A 20,931-nucleotide genomic window follows, 5' to 3' on the forward strand; every position below is an offset into this window, starting at 1 on the left:
CCGTCCCTGCCCTTGGCCCTAACCCGATGATATAGTGACCTGCCGTGAACAGCTCACCGGAGATTGCACCAGCGCACGGAAAACTTGGCGTCCTGCTGGTCGGCCTTGGCGCCGTCAGCACAACCACCATTGCGGGCGTGGCAGCGGTCCGCAAAGGCCTCGCAAAGCCGATCGGATCGCTCACGCAGATGGCGACCATCCGACTCGGCAAGCGGTCCGAAGGACGCTCGCCGCTCATCTGCGACTTCGTCCCACTCGCGTCACTCGACGACCTGGTGTTCGGCGGATGGGACATCTTCGAAGACAACTGTTACGAAGCGGCCACGACCGCCGGCGTGTTGGACGAGCAGCTACGAGCTGCGGTGAGGCCGGAGCTCGAAGCCATCACGCCTTGGACGGCCGTCTTCGATCGCCGATATGTCAAACGGCTCGACGGTTCGCACACCAAGAAGGGCCAGACGAAGCGCGATCTCGCCGACCAGGTGCGCGACGACATCCGGCGCTTCAAAGAGAGCCATGGTCTCGCGCGCCTTGTGATGATCTGGTGTGGCAGCACCGAGATCTACATGGAACAAACACCGGCTCACCAGTCGGTCGAATCCTTCGAGCGGGCGCTTGCAGCCAACGACGAGTCGATCCCGTCGAGCATGGTCTACGCCTACGCGGCGATTCGAGAAGGGGTGCCATTCGCCAATGGTGCACCCAACCTCACCGTCGACGTACCGGCGCTCGTAGCGCTGGCGGCGCGCGAGCAGGTGCCGCTCGCAGGCAAGGACTTCAAGACAGGCCAGACGCTCATCAAGACCGTGATTGCCCCGGCCCTCAAGGCCCGCATGCTGGGCGTGCACGGTTGGTACTCGACCAACATTCTCGGTAATCGCGACGGCGAAGTCCTCGACGATCCCGAATCGTTCAAGACGAAGGAGACCAGCAAGGCGTCGGTGCTCGATTACATTCTCCAGCCCGAGCTCTACCCGGATCTCTACGACGACATCTGCCACGTCGTTCGCATCAATTACTACCCGCCGCGCGGCGACAACAAAGAGGGGTGGGACAACATCGATCTGTTCGGCTGGCTCGGCTACGACATGCAGCTGAAGGTGAACTTCCTGTGCCGAGATAGTATCCTGGCCGCTCCGATCGTGTTGGATCTGGCGCTCTTCCTCGATCTCGCACAGCGATCGGGGCTCGTAGGCATCCAGGAGTGGCTCTCCTTCTATTTCAAGAGCCCGATGCACGCACCGACCGTGTATCCTGAGCACGATCTGTTCATTCAGCTGATGAAGCTGAAGAACACACTCCGGTACTTGCGCGGCGAGGAGCTCATCACACACCTCGGGCGCGAGTATTACGACTGACGTGTCGAGCAAACTGCAGCCTGCACTGCTTGCCGGCTTGACGATTGGCATCCTTTCGGGGTTGCCGTTCGTCAACATGGTGAACGTCTGCTGTTGCCTGTGGGTGGTGGGAGGCGGTGTGCTGGCCGCGTACTTGCTCCAGCAGAACCAACCACTCCCCATCTCGTACGGCGACGGTGCGCTGGTCGGATTGCTCGCGGGCATCCTGGGGTTCCTCGTCTCGAGCTTGGTTGGCATGTTCGTGAGCTTGCTACCGCCACCGATTGGCGGTCCATTTCACGAGCGCCTCTCGGAGATGATGCGTGAGATGCCGCCCGACGCGCGCGAGATCATCGAGCAGGTAGGCGTTGGCGCTCTGAGCGTCTTCTTTGCGTTCATTGGATTCTGCGTGACGGCGGTCATGGCCGCGGTCGGTGGTCTCATCGGCACGGCGATCTTCCAGAGCAAGCTGCCTCCGGGCGGAACGCAGGAAGGGCAGCTCGTGGTCCTCCCACCTGGCATTCCACAGACGCCAGGGGAGCCGCCCACGTCGCCGCCGCCACCGATACCACCGGCACCACCAGCACCGAACGCGTAGCAGCCGCCGATGGAGATCTTAGGTAGGGACGCCTCGCCGGAAAAGGAACCGGGTACCTTTTCCGGCAAGCGCGCCTTACCTTTGAGGAGGAGGCATGAGACGTACGAAGCTGCAACCGGGCGTCGTAGGCGGGCTCCTGATCGGCGTGCTCACGGCGATTCCGTACGTTCAGGTGGCGAACTGCTGTGGCCTGTGGCTGGTGAGCGGTGGCCTCGTCGCGGCCTATCTCGCCGAGCGGCAGCGTCCCACCCCGCTCTCGTTCACGGACGGCGCCGTGGTGGGAATGATGGCTGGTGTGACCGGGTTCGCCACGAGCCTCGTATTATCGATCCCGTTTGCCAGCGCCGGCGTGGCAACGCCGTCGCTCTCCCGACAGCTTGCCGAGCTGATGGATCGTCAACAGGATGGGAGCCAGGCGGCCATGATGGTGGTTCTCACGCTCATCTTCTTCCTCCTCTGTCTCGTTATTCCCACGCTTGGCGGGATTCTCGGCGCCGCGCTGTTTCGTGAGGAGGCCAGCCGGTGACGTGGCGCAGCTGGACGCCCGCTGTGATCCTGCTGGCGCTCTGCACGGGCGCATGCGGCGAGGAGACGGAGACGTCCCAACCGGCCAGTGCGGCAGCCGAGCCACCGGCCGAGGCGCCGAAGCCCCTAGCCGAAGCGGTTGGCGACGAGCGCACATTGAAGGTGCAGGTGATCTCCCTCAGGCGCGACTCGGCCGCGACGATTGCGCTGGAGCTCGCACTGCTCAACACGTCGAGCGAGCCGGGCTCGATTGACTTGAGCCAGCGCTTCGCGTCGGCGGCGCCTGACCGCGGCACCCTCGCCGATGTCTATTTGGCGCAGGCCAGAGCGAACCAGGGCCGTAAATTGTTCGTCCTACGAGATGGGCAGGAGCGCCCTGACACGTCGAGGGATCTCAGGGCGCTCGAGGCGGGCCAGCGGAGGGTCGTGCGCGCTCGATTTCCGGCGCCGCCGGACGAGGTTCGAGAGCTCGAGGTGCACGTTCCTCTCGTGCCGGCGATGCGGGTCCCGATATCCTGAGGGAACGACTATGGCGTTAATCGAGACGCGAGACCTGTGGAAAACCTACTTGATGGGCGCAGAGGAGATTCATGCGCTGCGCGGCGTATCCATTGAGATCGAGCGAGGCGCGTACGTCGCCATCATGGGGCCTTCCGGGTCGGGCAAGTCGACCCTCATGAACCTGATTGGTTGCCTCGACACGCCGTCGCGGGGGACCTACCTCCTGAACACCAAGGAGGTCAGCCAGATGGACGACGACGAGCTCGCACGAATCCGTAACGAGGAGATTGGATTCGTGTTCCAAACGTTCAATCTCTTGCCGCGTGCGACGGCCCTTCACAATGTGGAGCTCCCGCTCGTCTACGCGGGCGTGGGCTCTCCAGACCGTATCCAGCGCGCCACCGCTGCCCTCGAGCGTGTCGAGCTCGCCGACCGCATGGGACACCGGCCAAACGAGCTCTCCGGCGGCCAGCGTCAACGTGTCGCGGTCGCGCGTGCGCTCGTCAACAATCCGTCGATCCTCCTCGCCGACGAGCCGACCGGCAACCTCGATACGAAGACCGGCGACGAGATCATGGCCTTGTTCGATCGCCTCCACAAGCAAGGCCACACCATCATCCTGGTCACCCACGAGCCCGACATCGCCGCGAACGCGCAGCGTGTCATCAACCTTCGCGACGGCCACATCGAGAAGGACGCCCGCAAGGCAAAGAGGGCGCCTTCCCGGCCGCGTGGCCCGAAAACTGCCGTCGACACCGCCAGTAATCAGTAATTGGAACCGGGTACCTTTCGCTCGGGGCCCCGCGCTATGCCCCTGGGAGCGGTGAAAGCTGGTCGCCCAGGATCAGTCGCCGCTTGCCCTGTTCGAGATCGAGCAGGTACTGCTTTCGCCACAGCCCGCCGCCATATCCACCTAGCTTGCCATCTGCGTTGACGACGCGATGACAGGGAATCACGATGGACACACGGTTGAGACCATTGGCATGGCCAACCGCACGAGATGCGCCTGGGCTGTCGAGCTCGCGGGCGATCTGGTTGTACGAGCGCATCTCCCCGTAGGGAATGCGCCGTAGCGTGTCCCACACACGCCGCTGGAACTCGGTGCCGGGGGAGTCCAACGGAAGTGTGAACTCGGTCAGTGTTCCCGCGAAATAGCAGCCAAGCTCGTCGCTCAGCTGGTCGAGTAACGCGTGCTCTCCGTGCACCAGACGACACTGAAAGCGTTGTCGAAGGCTCGCGACTTGGGTTGCAAGGCGCCGAGGATTGCTGAACTCGAGCAAGCAAAGTCCACGTGTGGAAGCACCTGCAACGAGCAGGCCCAGTGGGCTCTCCACCCAGGACATGACGATGCATTCATCGCCACGAGTCGGCGCGGACGGGGCGCCGAGCAACCGTGCAAACGCGTCGCGGAAACCGGGCTCCATGTCGCTCACGGATTGAAGGGTTGAGGTCATGATGTTCTGTCTTTGTGCACCGGACCACTTAGATTGCCGCCCAGTGATCCTGCGCCACCTCGCGCAGATTGGTATCCGGATCGAATGTTGTCTGATCGAATCTTACCCGAGTGCCGCGCTGGCCGGGATCCGACCCCAGCGCTGCCGACAGCAAGGCGCGGGTGTAGGGATGCTGCGGCGTCTCGAAGAGGCTGGCCGACGATGCGAGCTCCACGATACGTCCACGGTACATGACGGCGACGCGTGCGCAAAAATGCTCGACCAGGCGCAGGTCATGCGTAATGAAGAGATACGTCAAACGTAGCCGTCGCTGAAGATCGGCGAGAAGCTGGACGATCTGCGCTTGGACGGGAGCATCGAGCGAGGATACTGGTTCGTCGCACACGATGAACGACGGATTGAGCGCGAGCGCGCGCGCCAGACCAATACGTTGACGTTGACCACCGCTCAGCTCGTGCGGGTAGCGCCGGGTCATGGAAGCGTCGAGGTCCACCTGCTCGAACAGCTCAGTGACGCGTGTCTGGCGCTCCAATCGCGACCCAAGCGCGTGAATGATCAACGGCTCCTCGACGATGGGCCCGACCCGCATCCGTGGATTGAGCGACGAGTAAGGATCCTGGAAGACCATCTGCATCTCACGGCGAGCGCGGCGCAAGCGCTGACGTGAAAAGGCGAGCACGTTCTCGCCGCGGAACCGGACCTCGCCGTCGGTCGGCTCCACGAGCCGCAAGAGGCAGCGTCCCGTCGTGCTCTTCCCGCTGCCCGATTCGCCGACCAAGGCCAGCGCCTCCCCTTCATCGATGGCAAAGCTCACCCGATCGACGACCCGCACATCGTCTGAGCGCCGAAAGAGACTTTGGCCTCGAGGATATGTCTTGACGAGACCGCATACCTCGATCAGCGGGCAAAGAGAGCCGTTGCCTTCTGGCCCTCGATCGCCTGCCGCCTTCACCTCGCCAATATTGTCCGCGCCCTCCACGGATGTCACCTTGTCACCCTGTCACCCCGTCACCCGCCCGCCCAGTCGCCCAGCGCGCATCAAATCGACCGTATAAGGGTGCTGTGGCGCCTCGAACAACGTCCGCACGGGTGCCTCCTCGATGATGCGTCCAGCTTGCATCACGGCGACACGATCGGCCGTGTGCGCAACCACATCGGGGTCATGCGAGATCAAGAGCAGCGCGAGGCCATGCTTCTTTCTCAGCTGTGCGAGCAGGTCGAGAATCTCCGCCTGAATCGTGACGTCCAGCGCAGTCGTCGGCTCGTCGGCAATGAGCAGCACGGGCCGACAGGCCAGCGCGAGGGCAATGAGCGCACGCTGGCGCAGGCCTCCCGAGAGTTGATGGGCGTATTGGTCCAGGCGCCGCGCCGGGTCGTCCACCGCGGCTTCGGTAAGCAGCTCGACCGCACGCGTTCGCGGATCGGGCACGGTCATGCCGTGCACGCGCAAGGTTTCTTCTATGTGCCGCCCGATTGTCAGCACCGGGTTGAGCGCGCTCATGGGCTCTTGGAAGATGAGCCCAATCCGTGCGCCACGCACCAGCTGCATCTCTGGCTCGGAGAGCGTGGTCAGCTCTCGCCCCTCGAAGCGAACGGAGCCGCCCAGGATTCGACCCGGCGGCGGCGTGAGCCGCAGGAGGGCCAGAGCGGTCATCGTCTTGCCGCACCCAGATTCGCCGACCAGCGCCAGCACTTCACCGCGCGCGATAGTCAAGCTCACTTCCGAGACGACGTGAACCCACCCGTTGGGGGAGGGAAAGCCGACCGTGAGCTGATCGATCTCGAGCAGAGACTGGCCGTCGCGTGTCATGGTCCGACGAAGCTGCGAGATGAGAGGGCGCCCTGACCCTGACCCCTTCAATCCGAAACCTGCTGATGTTCTCCAAACACCGAGCGGAGGGTGTCCGCGATCTCGCCGAGCGTGGCGCGTGCCTCGACCGCAGCGACGATCGGCGGCACCAGATTCGACACATCGCGTGCGGTGCGGGCGACATGTTCGAGCGCCAGGCGACAAGCGGCTTGATCTCGGCCGGCGCGTACAGCGCGCACACGCTCTATTTGCTTCCGCTCGATCGCTGCGTCGATGGCGAGCACCTCTGGGCGGACCGGTTCGCTCGCACAGAAGCGATTGACGCCTACGATCACCGTCTCTCCCTGCTCGATAGCCTGCTGCGCAGCGTAGGCCGACTCCTGAATCTCGCGCGACACGAGACCGGACTCAATGGCCGTGAGGGTGCCGCCGAGCCGATCGATACGATCGATGATCTCGCACACCTGCTGCTCGATCCCGTCCGTGAGCCGCTCGATGGTGTACGCACCGGCGACCGGATCGACCGTGTTCGCCACACCGCTTTCGTGGGCGACGATCTGCTGCGTGCGCAACGCGATCCGCGCGGATTCTTCGGTGGGAAGCGCCAATGCCTCGTCGCGCGCGTTGCAGTGGAGCGACTGCGTCCCCCCAAGCGCAGCCGCCAGCGCTTGAATCGTCACGCGGACGATATTGTTGTTCGATTGCTGCGCGGTGAGCGTGCTGCCCGCTGTTTGCGTGTGGAAGCGCAGTTGTTGGGCACGGGGGTTCGTGACGTCGAACCGCTCGCGCATCAGGCGGGCCCAGAGACGGCGTGCGGCGCGGAACTTGGCCACCTCTTCGAGAAAGTCGTTGTGACAGGCAAAGAAGAACGAGAGACGTTGACCGAGCGCGTCGATGTCGAGGCCCCGCGCGCGTGCGGCTTCGACGTACGCGATGGCGTTGGAGAAGGTGAACGCCAGCTCTTGAACGGCGGTCGCACCTGCCTCGCGAATGTGGTAGCCGCTGATGGAGATCGTGTTCCAGTTCGGCAGCTCGGCCTCGCAGTACTCGAAGATGTCGGTTACGATACGGAGTGAGGGCCGCGGTGGATAGATATAGGTGCCGCGGGCTGCGTACTCCTTCAAGATGTCGTTTTGTACGGTGCCGGAGAGCGCTCGCGGCGCGACACCCTGGCGCCTTGCCGTGGCGATTGAGAGCGCCAGCAAGATGATGGCGGTCGCGTTGATGGTCATCGACGTCGACACACGATCGAGCGGAATACCGGCAAAGAGCTCCGCCATGTCTTCGATCGAGTCGATTGCCACACCCGCGCGGCCCACCTCCCCCGCCGCAAGCGGATGATCGGAGTCGTAGCCCATCTGCGTGGGGAGATCGAAGGCGACGCTGAGGCCCGTGACGCCGTGCGAGAGGAGATAGCGATACCGTTGGTTGGATTCGCCCGCCGTGCCGAAGCCGGCGTACTGCCGCATCGTCCACAGACGACCGCGGTACATCGTGGGATGGATTCCACGCGTGAATGGGAACCGGCCCGGGTACCCTCCGTCGCGCGTATACTCCCACGGGCCAAGATCAGCTGGTGTATCCACAACGTTTGGCATTTCTCGAACTCTTGGCTCACAAGCTCGATGGTAGGGCGCGTCAGCCTCCCGCGCCGTCGGCCGCCTCGGCGAGGCGGCCCTACCTAAAACTGAGGGCGGTCCCCTATCTCCCAAGGTCCCCGTGTGCTGCACCAAGCACTATTGTAAACACGGTCGTTTCTTGACAGTGTTGAAGGCGACAGCTAGAATCGCAAATAAATCCCACACTGCTCGCCGCATAGCCATGAATCGCCCGCAAGCGCCCGATCGTCGATCTCCTGCCCTTCTCGAGATCGGTCGCGCCACGGGCTGCCGCCCGGCACCCAGCCCGGTGGTGGCGAGGAGATGAGTCGATGGACGATACCGTCAATCGCCTAGTCAAGGATCTCGCCGATGCCATCGCGGCGGCCGTTGCCGCGGATCCCGCAGTGGCAGCAGTTCAAGCCCGTGCGCGCGCAGCCGGGTTCGATATGCGGGTGTCCTTGGAAGCATCGGTGGGATTTGCCCGACTGAAGGGCAAGGCGGTCGCGAAGAGCTCGACCACCAAAGGGGTCACGCGGCATCAGGCCGAACTGGTCCTGAGCGCCAACGATCGACGATTCTTGCGCTCCCTCCGAATTGCACCTGACGAGTTCGCCGAAGAGGTAGAGTGAGACAGTGACGCGCGGCCTTCCGCCTTCGCATAAAGCTTCGGCGGACTCGCCGTAGCCTTGGCGGAGCCGGTCAGGCCCCGCGTGCCTGTCCTTGGCTCGCCACGCGCTCGGCTGCTCGCCTGACGTCGTCTGGATCGCCAAGATAGTAATGACTACGCGGTGCAAGCGAGCCATCCAGCTCATATACGAGCGGAATCCCAGTCGGAATGTTCAAGCCCACGATGTCGGCGTCTGAAATGTTGTCGAGGTACTTGACCAGAGCGCGCAGACTGTTCCCGTGGGCTGCGACGAGCACACGCTCGCCGCGTTGGATGGCAGGCGCGATGGTCTCGTGCCAATAGGGAAGAAAGCGGGAAACCGTATCCTTCAGCGCTTCGGCCGACGGCAGCTCTTCGGGGCCGAGCGCGTGGTAACGGCGATCGTGCAACGGATGACGGGGATCATCCATCGTGAGGGGCGGTGGGGGGATGTCGTAGCTGCGGCGCCAAATCTTCACCTGTTCCTCGCCGTGTTGCGCCGCCATCTCCGCCTTGTTCAGGCCTTGCAAGGCGCCGTAGTGCCGCTCGTTCAGGCGCCAGTCGCGGTGCACGGGAATCCACATGAGATCCATTTCGTCGAGCGCGATCCACAACGTGCGGATCGCCCGCTTGAGCACGGAGGTGAAGGCGACGTCGAACGTAAAACCTTCTCCTGCGAGCAGGCGAGCACCGCGGCGTGCTTCCTCGACGCCGCCCTCGGAGAGATCGACGTCGGTCCAGCCGGTAAAGCGATTCTCTTTGTTCCACACGCTCTCGCCGTGGCGGAGCAGTACGAGTCGATGCATGGTGCCTTCCGCTTTCAACGACCTTCGTGGCTCGCCTACGCTGCGGCGAGCTGCTTGAGGGCCGCGCGGCCCGCGTACTTGGCGCTCGTGCCCAGCTCTGTTTCGATGCGCAGCAGCTGATTGTACTTGGCTGTGCGATCGCTCCGGCTTGCCGAGCCCGTCTTGATCTGACCAGCACGTGTTCCCACGGCGAGGTCCGCAATCGTGCTATCTTCGGTCTCGCCTGAACGATGTGAGACGATCGTGGCGTAACCTGCCTTCCAGGACATCACCATGGCTTCCAGCGTTTCGGTCACGGTGCCCACCTGATTCAGCTTCACCAGCAGCGCATTTGCGATACCTTGCGCGATGCCTTCTTGGAGAATGGCCGGGTTCGTGACGAACACATCGTCACCAACGAGCTGAACCCGATTTCCCAGCTTGGCCGTGAGGATCTTCCAGCCGTCCCAGTCCTGCTCCGCGAGCCCGTCTTCAATGGAGACAATCGGGTACTGCCGCACCCAGTCCTCGTAGAGTGCGACCATCTCGTCCGATGTGCGCGTCCGGTCCCCCGACTTCTTGAAGACGTACGTGCCGCCGCTCCAGAGCTCACTGGAGGCCACGTCGAGCGCGAGTGAGACCTGGTCGCTGGGCTTCAGGCCTGCGCGTGACACCGCTTCGAGCACCACCTCCAGCGCTTCCTGGTTGGAGCGCAGGTTCGGCGCGAAGCCACCCTCGTCACCAACGCCCGTGCCGAGGCCCTTGTTCTTGAGGATCGCGCGCAGGCTGTGGAAGACCTCTGTGCCCCACCGCAGCGCCTCGGCAAACGAGGAAGCGCCGACCGGCATCACCATGAACTCCTGACAGTCGACGTTCGAGTCGGCGTGCGCGCCACCGTTGAGAATGTTCATCATGGGGACTGGGAGCAGGTTCGGTGCCTCGCCGTCTGCAAGCGCGCGACGCAGCCCGCCGATGTGCTCGTACAGAGGCACGCCGGCTGCTGCCGCCGCCGCCTTGAGTGTCGCCATCGAGACGCCGAGGATCGCATTTGCCCCTAGACGTCCCTTGGTCGGCGTGCCATCGAGATCGATGAGCAGCCGATCCAGCGTCGTCTGATCGACCTCTTTTCCCACGACCGCTCGGGCGATCTCACCGTTGACGTTGCCGACGGCCTTCTGGACACCCTTGCCCAAATAGCGAGACTTGTCACCGTCTCGAAGCTCGAGCGCTTCCCGCTCACCGGTCGATGCGCCGGACGGCACCGCCGCCCGGCCTCCCGCGCCACCCTCCAGCTCTACGTCGACTTCCACCGTCGGGTTGCCTCGCGAGTCGAGAATCTCACGCGCAACCACCTGTCGGATCTTCACACAGCCTCCTTGAAGCCACTAATTTCTACCTGCCTCCGACCTCTAGCCCCGCCCTGCGATCGGCTTCCTCTTCGATCGCAAGCGCCTCCGCAGGAGGTGATACCACGCGGGGCTCATCGTCGGCGGTGACGACGACGACGCCCGTTTCGGTCACGGTGTGGCGCTTGGCGTCCTCCTCGAGGTCGTGGCCGATGCTGGCGCCACGCGGAATGAACACGTCGCGGTCGATGATGGCGCGCCGGATGCGTGCGTGCCGGCCAACCCGTACGCCAGGCATCAAAATACTTTCTTGGATGTGACAGAAGCTATGGACCCGCACGTTCGGGCAGAGCACGCTGCGGTCGACGCGACTGCCGGAAATGATGACGCCGTTCGAGATGACCGAGTCGAGTGCCTGCCCGCAGCGTTTGCCCTCCTCCGCGAAGACGAACTTTGCCGGCGGCGCTTGCATTTGATAGGTGCGAATCGGCCATTCGGGATCGTACAGGTTGAACTCCGGATTCACCTGACACAGATCCATGCTGGCCTCGTAGTAGGCGTCCAGCGTGCCGATATCCCGCCAGTATTTTGCCGCCTTCTTGTTCTCGTCGTAGAAGCGATACACATAGACCGGCACCTGTTCGATGAGCGCCGGAATCACGTTCTTGCCAAAATCGTGTGCCGTCGACCGTGCGGCGTCCTCCTCCAGCGCGCGCACCATCACGTCCGCGTCGAAGACATAAACGCCCATCGAGGCCAGGGCGCCACCGGAGCCGGGTGCAGGCGCCAGGTCCTTTGGCTTCTCGAGAAAGCCGACGACCCGCTCGGTCTCATCCACCCGGAGTATGCCAAAGCGCGACGCATCTGCCACGTCCACCTCGATCGCGGCCAGCGTCAGTGCGGCGCCCTTTTCGCGGTGAAAACGCAGCATCTTCGCATAGTCCATCTTGTAGACGTGGTCGCCCGACAGCACGATGACATGCTGGGGCGCCTCGCGCTCGATCGAATACAGGTTCTGGTAGACCGCGTCCGCGGTGCCGAGATACCAGTTCTCGCTCACGCGTTTCTGGGGGGGAATGATCTCGACGAACTCTCCGAGCTCTTCCGACACGACGCCCCAACCCATCCGAATGTGGCGGTTGAGCGAGAGGCTCTTGTACTGCGTGGCGATGAAGATCCGGCGAAAGCCCGCATTCACGCAGTTGCTCAGCGTGAAGTCGATGATGCGGTAAGGGCCCCCAAAGTAGACAGCAGGCTTCGCGCGCTCTCTGGTCAACGGATAGAGGCGTTCCCCGACACCTCCCGCGAGCACGATGACGAGCGTGTTGTCCTGCATAAGGGCGTGGGGCCAGCGGCGGAAAGGAGCCGCGAATCAGGCGGATGATATCACGGTGAAAAGGTTCAAGGTTCGAGGCGCAGCGTGCGAGGTGCGAGGGCAAGATTCTCGATTGAAAATTCAACGTAAACGGCTCAAGGCCAGCTGGTTACGGGGACCTCGAACCTCGAGCCTTGCCCCTCTTATCTCGAACCTCGAACTTGAACCTTGAACCTTCGTCGAGCGACCGATATGATGAGCCGATTTCGGCGGTTGGAGGAAGATTCATGCTGTCGTTGGCGAGGCTCGTTCGAACGCTCTGGGTGTCCAGCCTGATGTGGGCCATGGTGGCCCTGTCTGCCGCGGCCCAGAACACCGCCCAGCCTCAGACCGGCGCCCAGCCGGCACAAGAGAAACCGCCAGAGCAGCAACAACCACCAGAGGCCGCAGAGCCGGACAAAGCGGTCGTCGAGCAGGTCAAGCCGCTCTACGCGCTGGTCAGCGAGGCCATGAAGAGCGAGACTGCCGGCGCGTCGGCCTGGAATGTCGATCCGAGCGGCAAGCAACCACCAAGCGCCACCACGGCACCGTCCGACCCGACGCTCACGACCGACTTCGTGGGCTTCCCGGACAATCAAGTTTACGTGCCGTTTCAGCTCACGCTCGATTCGCAGGCGATTCCCTCGCCTGCGGTAGCGGTGTATGTGCGGGCCGTTGCGAAGGCGCGACAGGCACCAGGCGGTAGCGAGGCGAGCGCCGCTGGACAACAAGCGACAGAGCAGAAACAGGAACGGAGCGAGGATCAAGCCGGCGAAGATGCCGGCGAGACGAAGTTCCCCTTCGAGGATTATTACGTCGCGACGGCGAAGCAACTCGGGCCGAACGAGCCAAGCGTCCTGAGCGGTTATGCCCTGCTCCCAACCGGTTCATACGATCTCTATGTCGCGCTGCGTGAGCGGGCTGGTGACGCGTCCAAGCCGTTCCAAGCCATTGTCGTGAAGCAGGCGCTAGACGTCCCGGACTTCCTTGGCGGCGACCTCACCACGAGCTCTGTGTTACTCGCCAAGAACATGGAGGAGTTGCCCAACGAGCCCACCCCGCAAGAACGGCACGAAAATCCCTACACTCTCGGCCGGGCGCGGCTCAGCATCGCCGCGGACGGCCTGTTCACGCAGGGAGACGAGGTCAACCTCGTGCTGTTCGTCTACAACTTTGGCACGGACCCCAATCAAAAGCCGGACGTGACGGTCGAGTATCAGCTCTTCGAAAAACAAGGAGAGGCCGAGAAGGAATTCGTGAAGCTGGAGCCTCAAACGTACGACGCATCGACCGTGGATCAGAGCGCCGATCGGCTCGCTGTAAGCTTGAGCTTTGCGGTGTCGGATCTCAAGAAGGACGGCGATTTCCGACTCGTCATCAAGGTGACGGACAATATCAGCGGGAAGTCCCTCACGCGGGATGCCCCGTTCAAGGTCGCGGCGTCGTAGAATAAGGAGGCAGTCCCGGACCGAGGCTCAGGGCTGCACCCTGTCGCCCGGACCTAGGGTCCGGGGGAAAGAGGGGGGTTTCGATGACTCGTCCGCCCGTCCTCGTCGCGGCAGTGATGGTCGGTGTGTTGAGCTCGGCGATCCCGGGCGGCGCGCAGCCGGTCGCCCGCGTGGCGAGGTCGGGCGAGGTGTCGATCTTGTCGCTTCGCACGGCGACGCTCACCTCGGGCCGGATCGAAGGGGTTGTCACAGACGACCGGGGCTCCCCGCTCTCTGGCGTGGCGATATCGGCATTTGGGCCGGACGCCCTCTTCACGCTCAGCGACCCATTAGGGCGATTCTCCTTCTCGGCTGTTCCTGTTGGCATCTATCTCCTGCGCGCTCAGCTGCCTGGCTACGCGGCGTCTCTGCGTGGACGGATCGAGGTCCGACCCTCGACTCCAGTGCGGGAAGTCTTCCAGCTCGCCCCGCTCACCGGCGTGGCAGTCACAGCGCAACCGCGGTCGCTGCTCACAGCGGGGTTTGGTGGGAACACGACACAGCCGAAGGCAGTCGAGCCATCGGCCAATGACGCAGAAGCCGAGACGCCTGACGACAGCGCGCGCGCGTGGCGCTTACGTCACACCAGGCGGTCTGTGTTGCGCAGTGCCGAGGGTGACGTGGTCGTCGCCGGCACCAGCCTCGACGACCCATCCTGGCTCGTCGAGCGGGCCTCACTGTTGCGCCGCATGCCGGGAGCGTCGCTGGGGAACACGGGGCTGTTCGCAAACGACGCCTCGCTGTCCGGTCAGTTCCGTCTGCTGACGGCAAGCCACTTCGCTGGCGACGGTCCGTTCGACTGGCTGACGGCCGAGAACACGCCGCGCGGCGTTGCGTACGGCACGCTTGGTGCGCCGATCGGCCAGAACGGCCGATGGGAAGTGCAGGGGGCGCTCACCAACGGCGACATTTCCTCCTGGATCCTCGCCGGCGCGTACACGCGCGCGCCATCCAGCGGCCACGCGCTCAACCTCGGCGCCTCGTTCAGCGCACAGCAGTACGACGAGGACACGCCTGCCGCGCTTCTCGCAATCGACGAGCAGAGTCGCAGCGTCGGTGTGGTGCACGCCGTCGACCGCTGGATGCTCTCGCGTCGGGCGATGTTCACTTACGGCGCCCGCTACGCCTGGCACGACTACCTCGATCGGGAAGGCCTGCTCAGTCCAACTGCAGCCTTCGTCTTCTCGCCGATGGCCGATACGTGGGTTCGAGCCGCAGTCTCGCAGCAGATGCTGGCGCCTGGAGCCGAGGAGTTCGAGCCGCGCGGCATGACCAGCTTCGTTCTGCCGCCACAACGCACGTTTGCGCCGCTGGGCGCCGACGACAACTTCAGCGTCGAGCGCACACGGCACATCGAGCTCGGCATCGAACGAGAGGTGGCCTCCTTCGTGGTCGGCGTGCGTCGCTTCGAGCAGGCGATCGACAACCAGCTCGTCGCCTTGTTCAACTCCAGCGACTCGCCCGAGCCCATCGACGCTGACCTTGGACACTATCGCGTGGCCAACGCCGGCAATCTCACTGCCGGCGGTTGGGCGTTCAGCGTTGCGCGGCCCGTGGCAGGCCCGGTGCGCGGCGAGGTCGAGTACTCGGTGGCAACGGCCGAGTGGGAAAGCGTTGGTGACAAAGCGCTGCTGCTCCTGTGGGCGCCCGACGCCGTACGTCTCGCCCATGAGCGCATTCACGACGTGACCGCCACCGTTGCCACCGACGTCGCTCGCACCCAGACGAACGTCGTCGCCGTCTACAAGATCAACACCGCGTTCACCGACCGTAACGTGCCGGATGCAGCACCCGGCGTTGCGTATCGCTTCGATGTGCAGGTCACACAGCACCTCCCGTTTCTCACCACGGGCCACACGCGTTGGGAAGCGCTGGTCTCGGTGCGGAACCTGTTCCGCGAAAGCGTCCCCGGCGCCTCTCTCTACGACGAGCTGCTGGTGGTCGGCCCGCCGAAGCGTATGGTGGGCGGGCTGCTGGTGCGATTCTGACCATTCGACTCGTCTGACGGCCCGCCTTCGGCGAGCCGTCAGGCTCGCTCATGGCGAGCGCGCCCTACCAGCCTGTCACCCCATCATCTGCCACCCCGTCAGCCATAACTCTCCTTGATTCAAATTCTTGGACATTCCATACTCGATTCTTGGAGCCGCCTCTGCATCCATCGGGATTGGCGCCTGGAAACGCCCGCGTCTAAAGGTCCCGAGCGGCCGCAGCCAGAGCGGACCGTGGTATGTCCTTTGCTTCCCTGGTAACACGCCCCACAACTCGACCGCTTCCCTGGGTGTTTGGCGGTCTGCTGGTGCGTGTTTCCTCCATGTTGGACCGTCTCTCGCACACCTCGGCGACGCTTCGCGGGCGGTTCGGCCCCTGGGTCCATGGCACGTTGGCTGTCCTCGTGGTGGCCGCCCTGCTGGCGCTGGCCGTGAGCAACTTCTTCGCTCAGGCGACCTTGCGGGCGGTCGAGGATGGTGTGCTCTGGGAGGGGCGTTCCGACGGTGTCGTGGCGATCGAGGTGGCCGCCGATAGCGCCGGCGCGCGCGCCGGCCTGCGGTCCGGCGACATGTTGCTGGCCATCAATGACCAGCCTGTCGAGAATGCCGAGCAGGTTTTCAACTGGCAGCACGGAAGCACGCGGGGCACGCGGCTTCGATATCAGATTCGTCGCGCTAGCGGCCCGAGCATTCAGGAGATCGAGCTCGCCCCGGCGCCGGCTGGTCACCGGTCGGTGTACTTTCCGTTCGCCGCGGTTGGTATCTTCACGCTGCTCGTCGGCTGTTCCATTCGACTGCAGCGGCCTCACCATCAGGCCACGCTCCACTTCTTCTGGCTCACCATCGCCTTCTTTGGCATTTGCGCCTTCTCCTATACGGGCCAGCTCGATCGGCTCGACTGGGTCTACTACTGGGCAGACGTGGTCGCCATGCTGGCGTTGCCGCCGCTCTTCATGCACTTCGCGCTGGTCTTCCCAGAGCGGCCGAGCGCCTGGGTGCGCACGGCGGCTGGGCGCGCACTCGTTCCGCTTCTCTATGCACCGGCGGTGTTGCTGGGCGGCGCGCGCGCAGCGCTCTTCCTCTCAGAGGTGAACGGCGAGACCTTTTCGCGGCTGCTCGAGCAGATCGATCGCTTGGAGATGGTGTACCTGGCTGTGGGACTCATTGCCGGGCTCGCCATCATGGTGCACGCGCTGCGGCGGATGCGATCCGTGACGGCGCGTCGGCAGCTTCGCTGGATCGTCTGGGGCACGACGCTCGGGGCGCTGCCATTCATCGCCGGCTACGGCCTACCGTGGATGTTGGGCTTCGAGCCGTGGGGGCAGCTCGGGCTGCTCGCTATCCCGCTGGCGCTGGTCCCGCTGGCTTTTGCATCGGCGGTGGTGCGCTACCGCCTGATGGATGTCGAGGTCATCATCAAGCGCACGGTCGTGTACGCCACGGCCATTGCGGCGATTGCGGCAATCTACGCGGTGCTCTTGAAGCTAGCCAGCGAAGTGCTCCTCGGTGGCTCGCAGCCGACCAACTCGGTCATTGCCATCCTCGCCACGCTGGTGGTCGTCCTGCTTGCGCCCATCGTGAAGAACGCCATTCAAACCGCGCTCGACAAGGCGCATTACCGCGATCGCTACGACTACCGGCGCGCGCTGATTGGCTTTGCCCGCGACCTCAATCGCGATCTCGACATCCATCGGCTGAGCGAGCGTCTCGTCCATCGCGTCATGGAGACGCTGGACGTCGATCGAATGGCGCTTCTGTCGACGCCGCTCTCGGAGCAGCCGGGCGCGCTGGCCGCCATTCACCAACGCGGGTTTGGCGACGAGCTGGTGCGATTGCCGCGCGAGTCCGGCATTGGCGAGTGGCTCGCCGCCGGACACACCGTCGCCCTCGACGAGCTCTTGACCGCGCGCCGCTTCAGCGCCGACGAGGTGCGGAGCTGGCGTGAGCAGGGTGTCCACTACTTCGTGCCTTGTCACTCGAAGGAGGGGCTCATCGCGGTCATGGCCCTCGGCGCTCGGCCGACCGGTGAGCCCTTGAGCAGCGAGGACATGACCCTGCTCTCGGCCGTGGCGGGCCAAGTGGCGACCGCCATCGAGAACGGCCGCCTCTATCATCAGTTGCACGAGAAGGCGCGTGAGCTCGACCGCTTGCACGGCTTCAACGAGAACGTGCTGCGGTCCCTGCAGGACGGTCTTCTGGTGACCGACCTCGACAACCGCGTCGTGCGTTGGAATGTGGCGATGGAGCGGCTCTACGGATCGAGCGCGGAGGCAGCCATCGGCCGGCCGCTGGACGAGCTGTTCGACTCGGCGTTTCTCGACACGGTCAGCCGCGCGCAGCAGGGGGGAGGACCAGGCGCGATTGCGTATCGTGTGCCGCTGGCGTCGCGTCATCCCGACCAGCCGCGGACACTGCTCGTCAATGCGGCCATGGCGCCTTTACGCACCCCCGACGGCGAGACCGCTGGCACGATTCTCATCATCGAGGACACGACACAGCGGGTCCAGCTCGAAGAGCAGCTCCAGATCTCGGAGAAGATGGCGTCGCTGGGTTTGCTCGCCGCCGGCGTCGCCCACGAGGTGAACACGCCGCTCACCGGTATCTCGAGCTTCACCCAGATGCTCCTGGAGCAGTCGGCGCCTTCGGATCCCAAGAGACGCCTTCTCGAGAAGATCGAGCGCCAGACGTTCCGCGCAGCCAAGATCGTGAATGGTCTGCTGAACCTGGCTCGACCGGCGCAAGTCGATGCGGCGCCCATCGACGTGCATCTGGTCATCAATGACGTGCTCTCGCTGGTCGAGCACCAGTTCCGAACCAGCCGGGTGCAGGTGCGCAAAGCCTTCGACGCCAATCAGCCGGTTATCAGGGCCGTGGAGCACAAGCTGCAACAGGTCTTTCTCAATCTGTTCCTCAACGCGCGCGACGCCATGCCCAAGGGGGGCTGGCTCTCGGTGGCGACACGCAGCAGCGACGCCGACGTCACCATCGAGATCGCCGACACCGGCAGCGGGATCCCGAGCGAGCATCTCTCACGAATCTACGACCCCTTCTTCACGACGAAGCCAATCGGCGAGGGAACCGGTCTCGGCCTCTCCATTACGTACGGCATCGTGCATGACCATGACGGTACGATAACGTGTGAGGCGCGGCCCGATCAGGGCACGAGGTTCACGCTGACGTTTCCGAGAGCCTCAGCTTTGGGAGCGAGGCGGAGCGAAGGGTAAAGGGATCAAGGGGTAAAGGGATAGGATAAAGGGATTGAGGGATCAAGGGAGACTGCGGATGTTGGGCGCCGCCGTCGCTTGAACCCCTGAATCCCTTCAGCCCTTGGTCCCTTCGGCCTTTACCCTTGAAAAGAACATGAAGCAGCACGGAACTGTCCTGGTTGTTGACGATGAAGAGGTGATGCGTGAGGTGCTCGAAACGCTTCTAACGCGTGAGGGGTACCAGGTACGTCTTGCCGCGAGCGGATCGGAGGGCCTCGAGATTGCCCGCTCGATGCCGTTCGATGCGGCCATCGTCGACATCATGATGCCTGGCCTCGATGGCATCAGCACCCTGGAAGAGCTCAAGAGGATCGATGAGGAGCTCCCAGTGCTGATGCTGACGGCTTTTGCCTCGGTCGAGACCGCCATCGCGGCAATGAAGCGGGGCGCGTTCGACTACATCTCCAAGCCGTTCAAGAACGACGAAGTGCTCGTGGTCCTCCGTAACGCGGTCGAGCGCCGGCGCCTCGTCAACGAGAACCGCGCGCTCAAACAGAGCCTCCAGCACGGCGCGATCAAATTCGACAGCATCATCGGCCGGAGCGGGAAGATGCGAGAGGTGTTCAACCTCGTCATCCAGGTCGCACCGAGCCGTTCGACGGTCCTCGTGTGCGGAGAGAGTGGCACAGGCAAGGAGCTGATCGCACGAGCCCTGCATACGCACTCCACGCGCGCCGAGAGGTCGTTTGTCACCGTGAACTCCGGTAACCTGCCGCCCGACCTGCTGGAGTCGAACCTCTTCGGTCACGTCAAGGGGGCGTTCACGGGGGCGATCGCGCCCAAGAAGGGGCTGTTCGAGATTGCCGACAAGGGGAGCATCTTCTTCGATGAGATCGGCACCGTGCCCGTCGACACGCAGGCCAAGCTGCTGCGTGTGATGCAAGAGCGCGAGTTCATGCGCCTCGGCGGCGTGGAAACGATCAAGGTCGATGTGCGCATCATCGCGGCGACCAACGTCGACCTGCAGCAGTTGACAGAGGAGGGGAAGTTTCGAGAAGATCTCTACTACCGACTGCACGTCATCGCCGTGGCGCTTCCTCCTCTCCGCGAGCGCAAGGAGGACATCCCGCTGCTGGTGCAGCACTTTCTGGAGAAGTACGGCGAGGAGAACAACCGCAAGGATATCGAGCTCGCACCGGACGCACTGGACCTGCTGATGGAGTACGGCTGGCCCGGCAACGTGCGGGAGTTGGAGAACGTCGTCGAGCGGGCGGTCGTCCTGGGCTCAGGTGACCGGATTGGACCCGAGCTCATTCCGGATCAGGTCAAGGGCCAGCGCCGCTTCCAGCTTCCTTCCATCGTCGTGCCGCCCGACGGCATCTCGTTCAAAGAGGTGACCGGCAACTTCGAGCGGCAGCTCATCGAGGCGACGCTCGAGGCCGCCGGTGGCGTCCAGAAGAAGGCGGCGGAGCTCCTGCACATCAAGCCGACGACGCTCAACGAGATGATCAAGCGATACGACATCCGGCCACGCCGCAAGAGAGCTGGCGCAGACGATGGTGGCCGCGTCTCGGTGGCTGAGGAAGAGGCGGGCGTGGAAGAGTCCGCAGGACAGGTGCCCGCCGCGGTCGGCGAGTCACGTGAGGACTAACAAGTTCCGCCCTGTACTTTGCGCTCGCTGCTCACTGGGTTCAGCGCTTTCCGGGGCCGTGGGACGCGGCCCGCGTCGCTCGAACACCCGGTTCCGCCGGCCGGAAAAACACCTCTCCGGCGGCTTGTCACAGCAGGCGTGGGGCCCCCGAGTACCCCACGCCGGACTCGGCGCCTCCGAGGTGTTTTTCAGACTATCGCGTGACGGCCGGCTCCACAGGGTGTTCTCCGCGACGCGTGCCGCGTCCCCGGCGCCCACCTCACGACAGCTCCCACGCTGATTGGGACCGTGCTGATTGCACGGCCACAAGGCTGCCGGCCGTCCTTCATGGTGCCTGGGCAGTGCCCGAGCTGGAGGCGATGGCGGTGCCGGCACCGCTGCCGCCGTGCACAACGTCGCCCGTGTGAACGTACGCTTCGGGTTGACTGCGCGACACCCACAGTGGTGCAGTGTGCGGCGAGGGGAGAAACTTCGGCAACTTGGTACGAGAGATCGACCACATGATGGAGGAGCCCTCGTGGGCGGCAGCGTGAAATCTGCCTACGCGGATGACGAGTGGACGCCCGTCTCACACAGAATCACAACGCGCGGACGTGACATAATTGCTCCGCTTTGTAACGTCCGCGCTCCGTCCGCATCCGG

General features: G+C 64.0%; 16 protein-coding genes. 9 read left to right on the plus strand and 7 right to left on the minus strand.

Translation table 11 applies throughout. The annotated features are described in order from the left end of the window. The first annotated feature begins 92 nt into the window (after window positions 1–92). The 4 genes from GEV06_09840 to GEV06_09855 all read left to right on the plus strand — a co-directional run bounded on the left by GEV06_09840 (window position 93) and on the right by GEV06_09855 (window position 3,733). Window positions 93–1,358, plus strand: coding sequence for an inositol-3-phosphate synthase (locus tag GEV06_09840; GenBank protein ID MPZ18199.1), 1,266 nt, complete (start codon window positions 93–95; stop codon window positions 1,356–1,358). 1 nt (window position 1,359) lies between these two features. Then, window positions 1,360–1,935, plus strand: coding sequence for a hypothetical protein (locus tag GEV06_09845; protein MPZ18200.1), 576 nt, complete (start codon window positions 1,360–1,362; stop codon window positions 1,933–1,935). A gap of 94 nt (window positions 1,936–2,029) precedes the next feature. Next, window positions 2,030–2,461, plus strand: coding sequence for a hypothetical protein (locus tag GEV06_09850; protein ID MPZ18201.1), 432 nt, complete (start codon window positions 2,030–2,032; stop codon window positions 2,459–2,461). Between the two features lie 360 nt (window positions 2,462–2,821). Beyond that, window positions 2,822–3,733: an ATP-binding cassette domain-containing protein gene (locus GEV06_09855; GenBank protein MPZ18202.1), complete on the plus strand. Its 912-nt coding sequence runs from the start codon at window positions 2,822–2,824 to the stop codon at window positions 3,731–3,733. 34 nt (window positions 3,734–3,767) lie between these two features. Here the strand turns inward: GEV06_09855 and GEV06_09860 are convergent, their stop codons facing one another. From GEV06_09860 to GEV06_09875, 4 genes are all read right to left on the minus strand, one after another. Then, window positions 3,768–4,415, minus strand: a complete 648-nt coding sequence (locus GEV06_09860; protein MPZ18203.1) for a methylated-DNA--[protein]-cysteine S-methyltransferase — start codon at window positions 4,413–4,415, stop codon at window positions 3,768–3,770. A 28-nt stretch (window positions 4,416–4,443) separates the two neighbouring features. Further along, window positions 4,444–5,313, minus strand: coding sequence for an ATP-binding cassette domain-containing protein (locus GEV06_09865; protein ID MPZ18204.1), 870 nt, complete (start codon window positions 5,311–5,313; stop codon window positions 4,444–4,446). Between the two features lie 102 nt (window positions 5,314–5,415). Further along, on the minus strand, window positions 5,416–6,225 hold the full coding sequence (locus GEV06_09870) for an ATP-binding cassette domain-containing protein (GenBank protein MPZ18205.1): 810 nt from the start codon (window positions 6,223–6,225) through the stop codon (window positions 5,416–5,418). Between the two features lie 47 nt (window positions 6,226–6,272). Then, window positions 6,273–7,823 carry a methylmalonyl-CoA mutase gene (locus GEV06_09875; protein MPZ18206.1) on the minus strand — a complete coding sequence of 517 codons (1,551 nt, stop codon included), beginning with the start codon at window positions 7,821–7,823 and terminating at the stop codon, window positions 6,273–6,275. Between the two features lie 332 nt (window positions 7,824–8,155). Between GEV06_09875 and GEV06_09880 the strand changes: the two genes are divergently transcribed. After that, a complete protein-coding gene (locus GEV06_09880) occupies window positions 8,156–8,455 on the plus strand; it encodes a hypothetical protein (GenBank protein MPZ18207.1) in 300 nt (99 codons plus the stop codon). 70 nt (window positions 8,456–8,525) lie between these two features. Here GEV06_09880 and gpmA read toward each other — a convergent pair whose 3' ends face one another. Genes gpmA through glgC form a run of 3 tightly spaced genes read right to left on the minus strand, consistent with a single transcriptional unit; the run spans window position 8,526 to window position 11,939 of the window. Then, a complete protein-coding gene (gpmA, locus tag GEV06_09885; protein MPZ18208.1) occupies window positions 8,526–9,278 on the minus strand; it encodes a 2,3-diphosphoglycerate-dependent phosphoglycerate mutase in 753 nt (250 codons plus the stop codon). 35 nt (window positions 9,279–9,313) lie between these two features. Further along, window positions 9,314–10,624, minus strand: coding sequence for a phosphopyruvate hydratase (locus GEV06_09890; GenBank protein ID MPZ18209.1), 1,311 nt, complete (start codon window positions 10,622–10,624; stop codon window positions 9,314–9,316). Window positions 10,625–10,649: 25 nt separating this feature from the next. Then, entirely contained in the window at window positions 10,650–11,939 is a 1,290-nt protein-coding gene (glgC, locus tag GEV06_09895; protein ID MPZ18210.1) for a glucose-1-phosphate adenylyltransferase, read from the minus strand. 266 nt (window positions 11,940–12,205) lie between these two features. Here glgC and GEV06_09900 point away from each other — a divergent pair, with 266 nt between their 5' ends. The 4 genes from GEV06_09900 (at window position 12,206) to GEV06_09915 (ending at window position 20,289) form a co-directional block, all read left to right on the plus strand. Beyond that, the gene (locus GEV06_09900; protein ID MPZ18211.1) at window positions 12,206–13,405 is read left to right on the plus strand and encodes a hypothetical protein; all 1,200 of its coding nucleotides are present in this window, start codon (window positions 12,206–12,208) and stop codon (window positions 13,403–13,405) included. Between the two features lie 83 nt (window positions 13,406–13,488). Continuing rightward, window positions 13,489–15,432, plus strand: a complete 1,944-nt coding sequence (locus GEV06_09905) for a TonB-dependent receptor (GenBank protein ID MPZ18212.1) — start codon at window positions 13,489–13,491, stop codon at window positions 15,430–15,432. 239 nt (window positions 15,433–15,671) lie between these two features. Then, window positions 15,672–18,656: a PAS domain-containing protein gene (locus GEV06_09910; GenBank protein MPZ18213.1), complete on the plus strand. Its 2,985-nt coding sequence runs from the start codon at window positions 15,672–15,674 to the stop codon at window positions 18,654–18,656. A gap of 136 nt (window positions 18,657–18,792) precedes the next feature. After that, complete coding sequence (locus tag GEV06_09915; GenBank protein ID MPZ18214.1) at window positions 18,793–20,289, plus strand: response regulator; 1,497 nt, start codon at window positions 18,793–18,795, stop codon at window positions 20,287–20,289. Window positions 20,290–20,931: the final 642 nt, after the last annotated feature.

The organism is Luteitalea sp., from assembly GCA_009377605.1.
GTDB lineage: Bacteria > Acidobacteriota > Vicinamibacteria > Vicinamibacterales > Vicinamibacteraceae > WHTT01.

Bases quoted from the DNA above. Each gene is read 5' to 3' on its own strand.
- GEV06_09880 (MPZ18207.1), top strand. From the start codon at position 8,156: ATGGACGATACCGTCAATCGCCTAGTCAAGGATCTCGCCGATGCCATC.
- GEV06_09905 (MPZ18212.1), top strand. From the start codon at position 13,489: ATGACTCGTCCGCCCGTCCTCGTCGCGGCAGTGATGGTCGGTGTGTTG.
- GEV06_09910 (MPZ18213.1), top strand. From the start codon at position 15,672: ATGTCCTTTGCTTCCCTGGTAACACGCCCCACAACTCGACCGCTTCCC.
- GEV06_09850 (MPZ18201.1), top strand. From the start codon at position 2,030: ATGAGACGTACGAAGCTGCAACCGGGCGTCGTAGGCGGGCTCCTGATC.
- GEV06_09860 (MPZ18203.1), bottom strand. From the start codon at position 4,415: ATGACCTCAACCCTTCAATCCGTGAGCGACATGGAGCCCGGTTTCCGC.
- glgC (MPZ18210.1), bottom strand. From the start codon at position 11,939: ATGCAGGACAACACGCTCGTCATCGTGCTCGCGGGAGGTGTCGGGGAA.
- GEV06_09875 (MPZ18206.1), bottom strand. From the start codon at position 7,823: ATGCCAAACGTTGTGGATACACCAGCTGATCTTGGCCCGTGGGAGTAT.
- GEV06_09855 (MPZ18202.1), top strand. From the start codon at position 2,822: ATGGGCAGGAGCGCCCTGACACGTCGAGGGATCTCAGGGCGCTCGAGG.
- gpmA (MPZ18208.1), bottom strand. From the start codon at position 9,278: ATGCATCGACTCGTACTGCTCCGCCACGGCGAGAGCGTGTGGAACAAA.
- GEV06_09900 (MPZ18211.1), top strand. From the start codon at position 12,206: ATGCTGTCGTTGGCGAGGCTCGTTCGAACGCTCTGGGTGTCCAGCCTG.
- GEV06_09915 (MPZ18214.1), top strand. From the start codon at position 18,793: ATGAAGCAGCACGGAACTGTCCTGGTTGTTGACGATGAAGAGGTGATG.
- GEV06_09870 (MPZ18205.1), bottom strand. From the start codon at position 6,225: ATGACACGCGACGGCCAGTCTCTGCTCGAGATCGATCAGCTCACGGTC.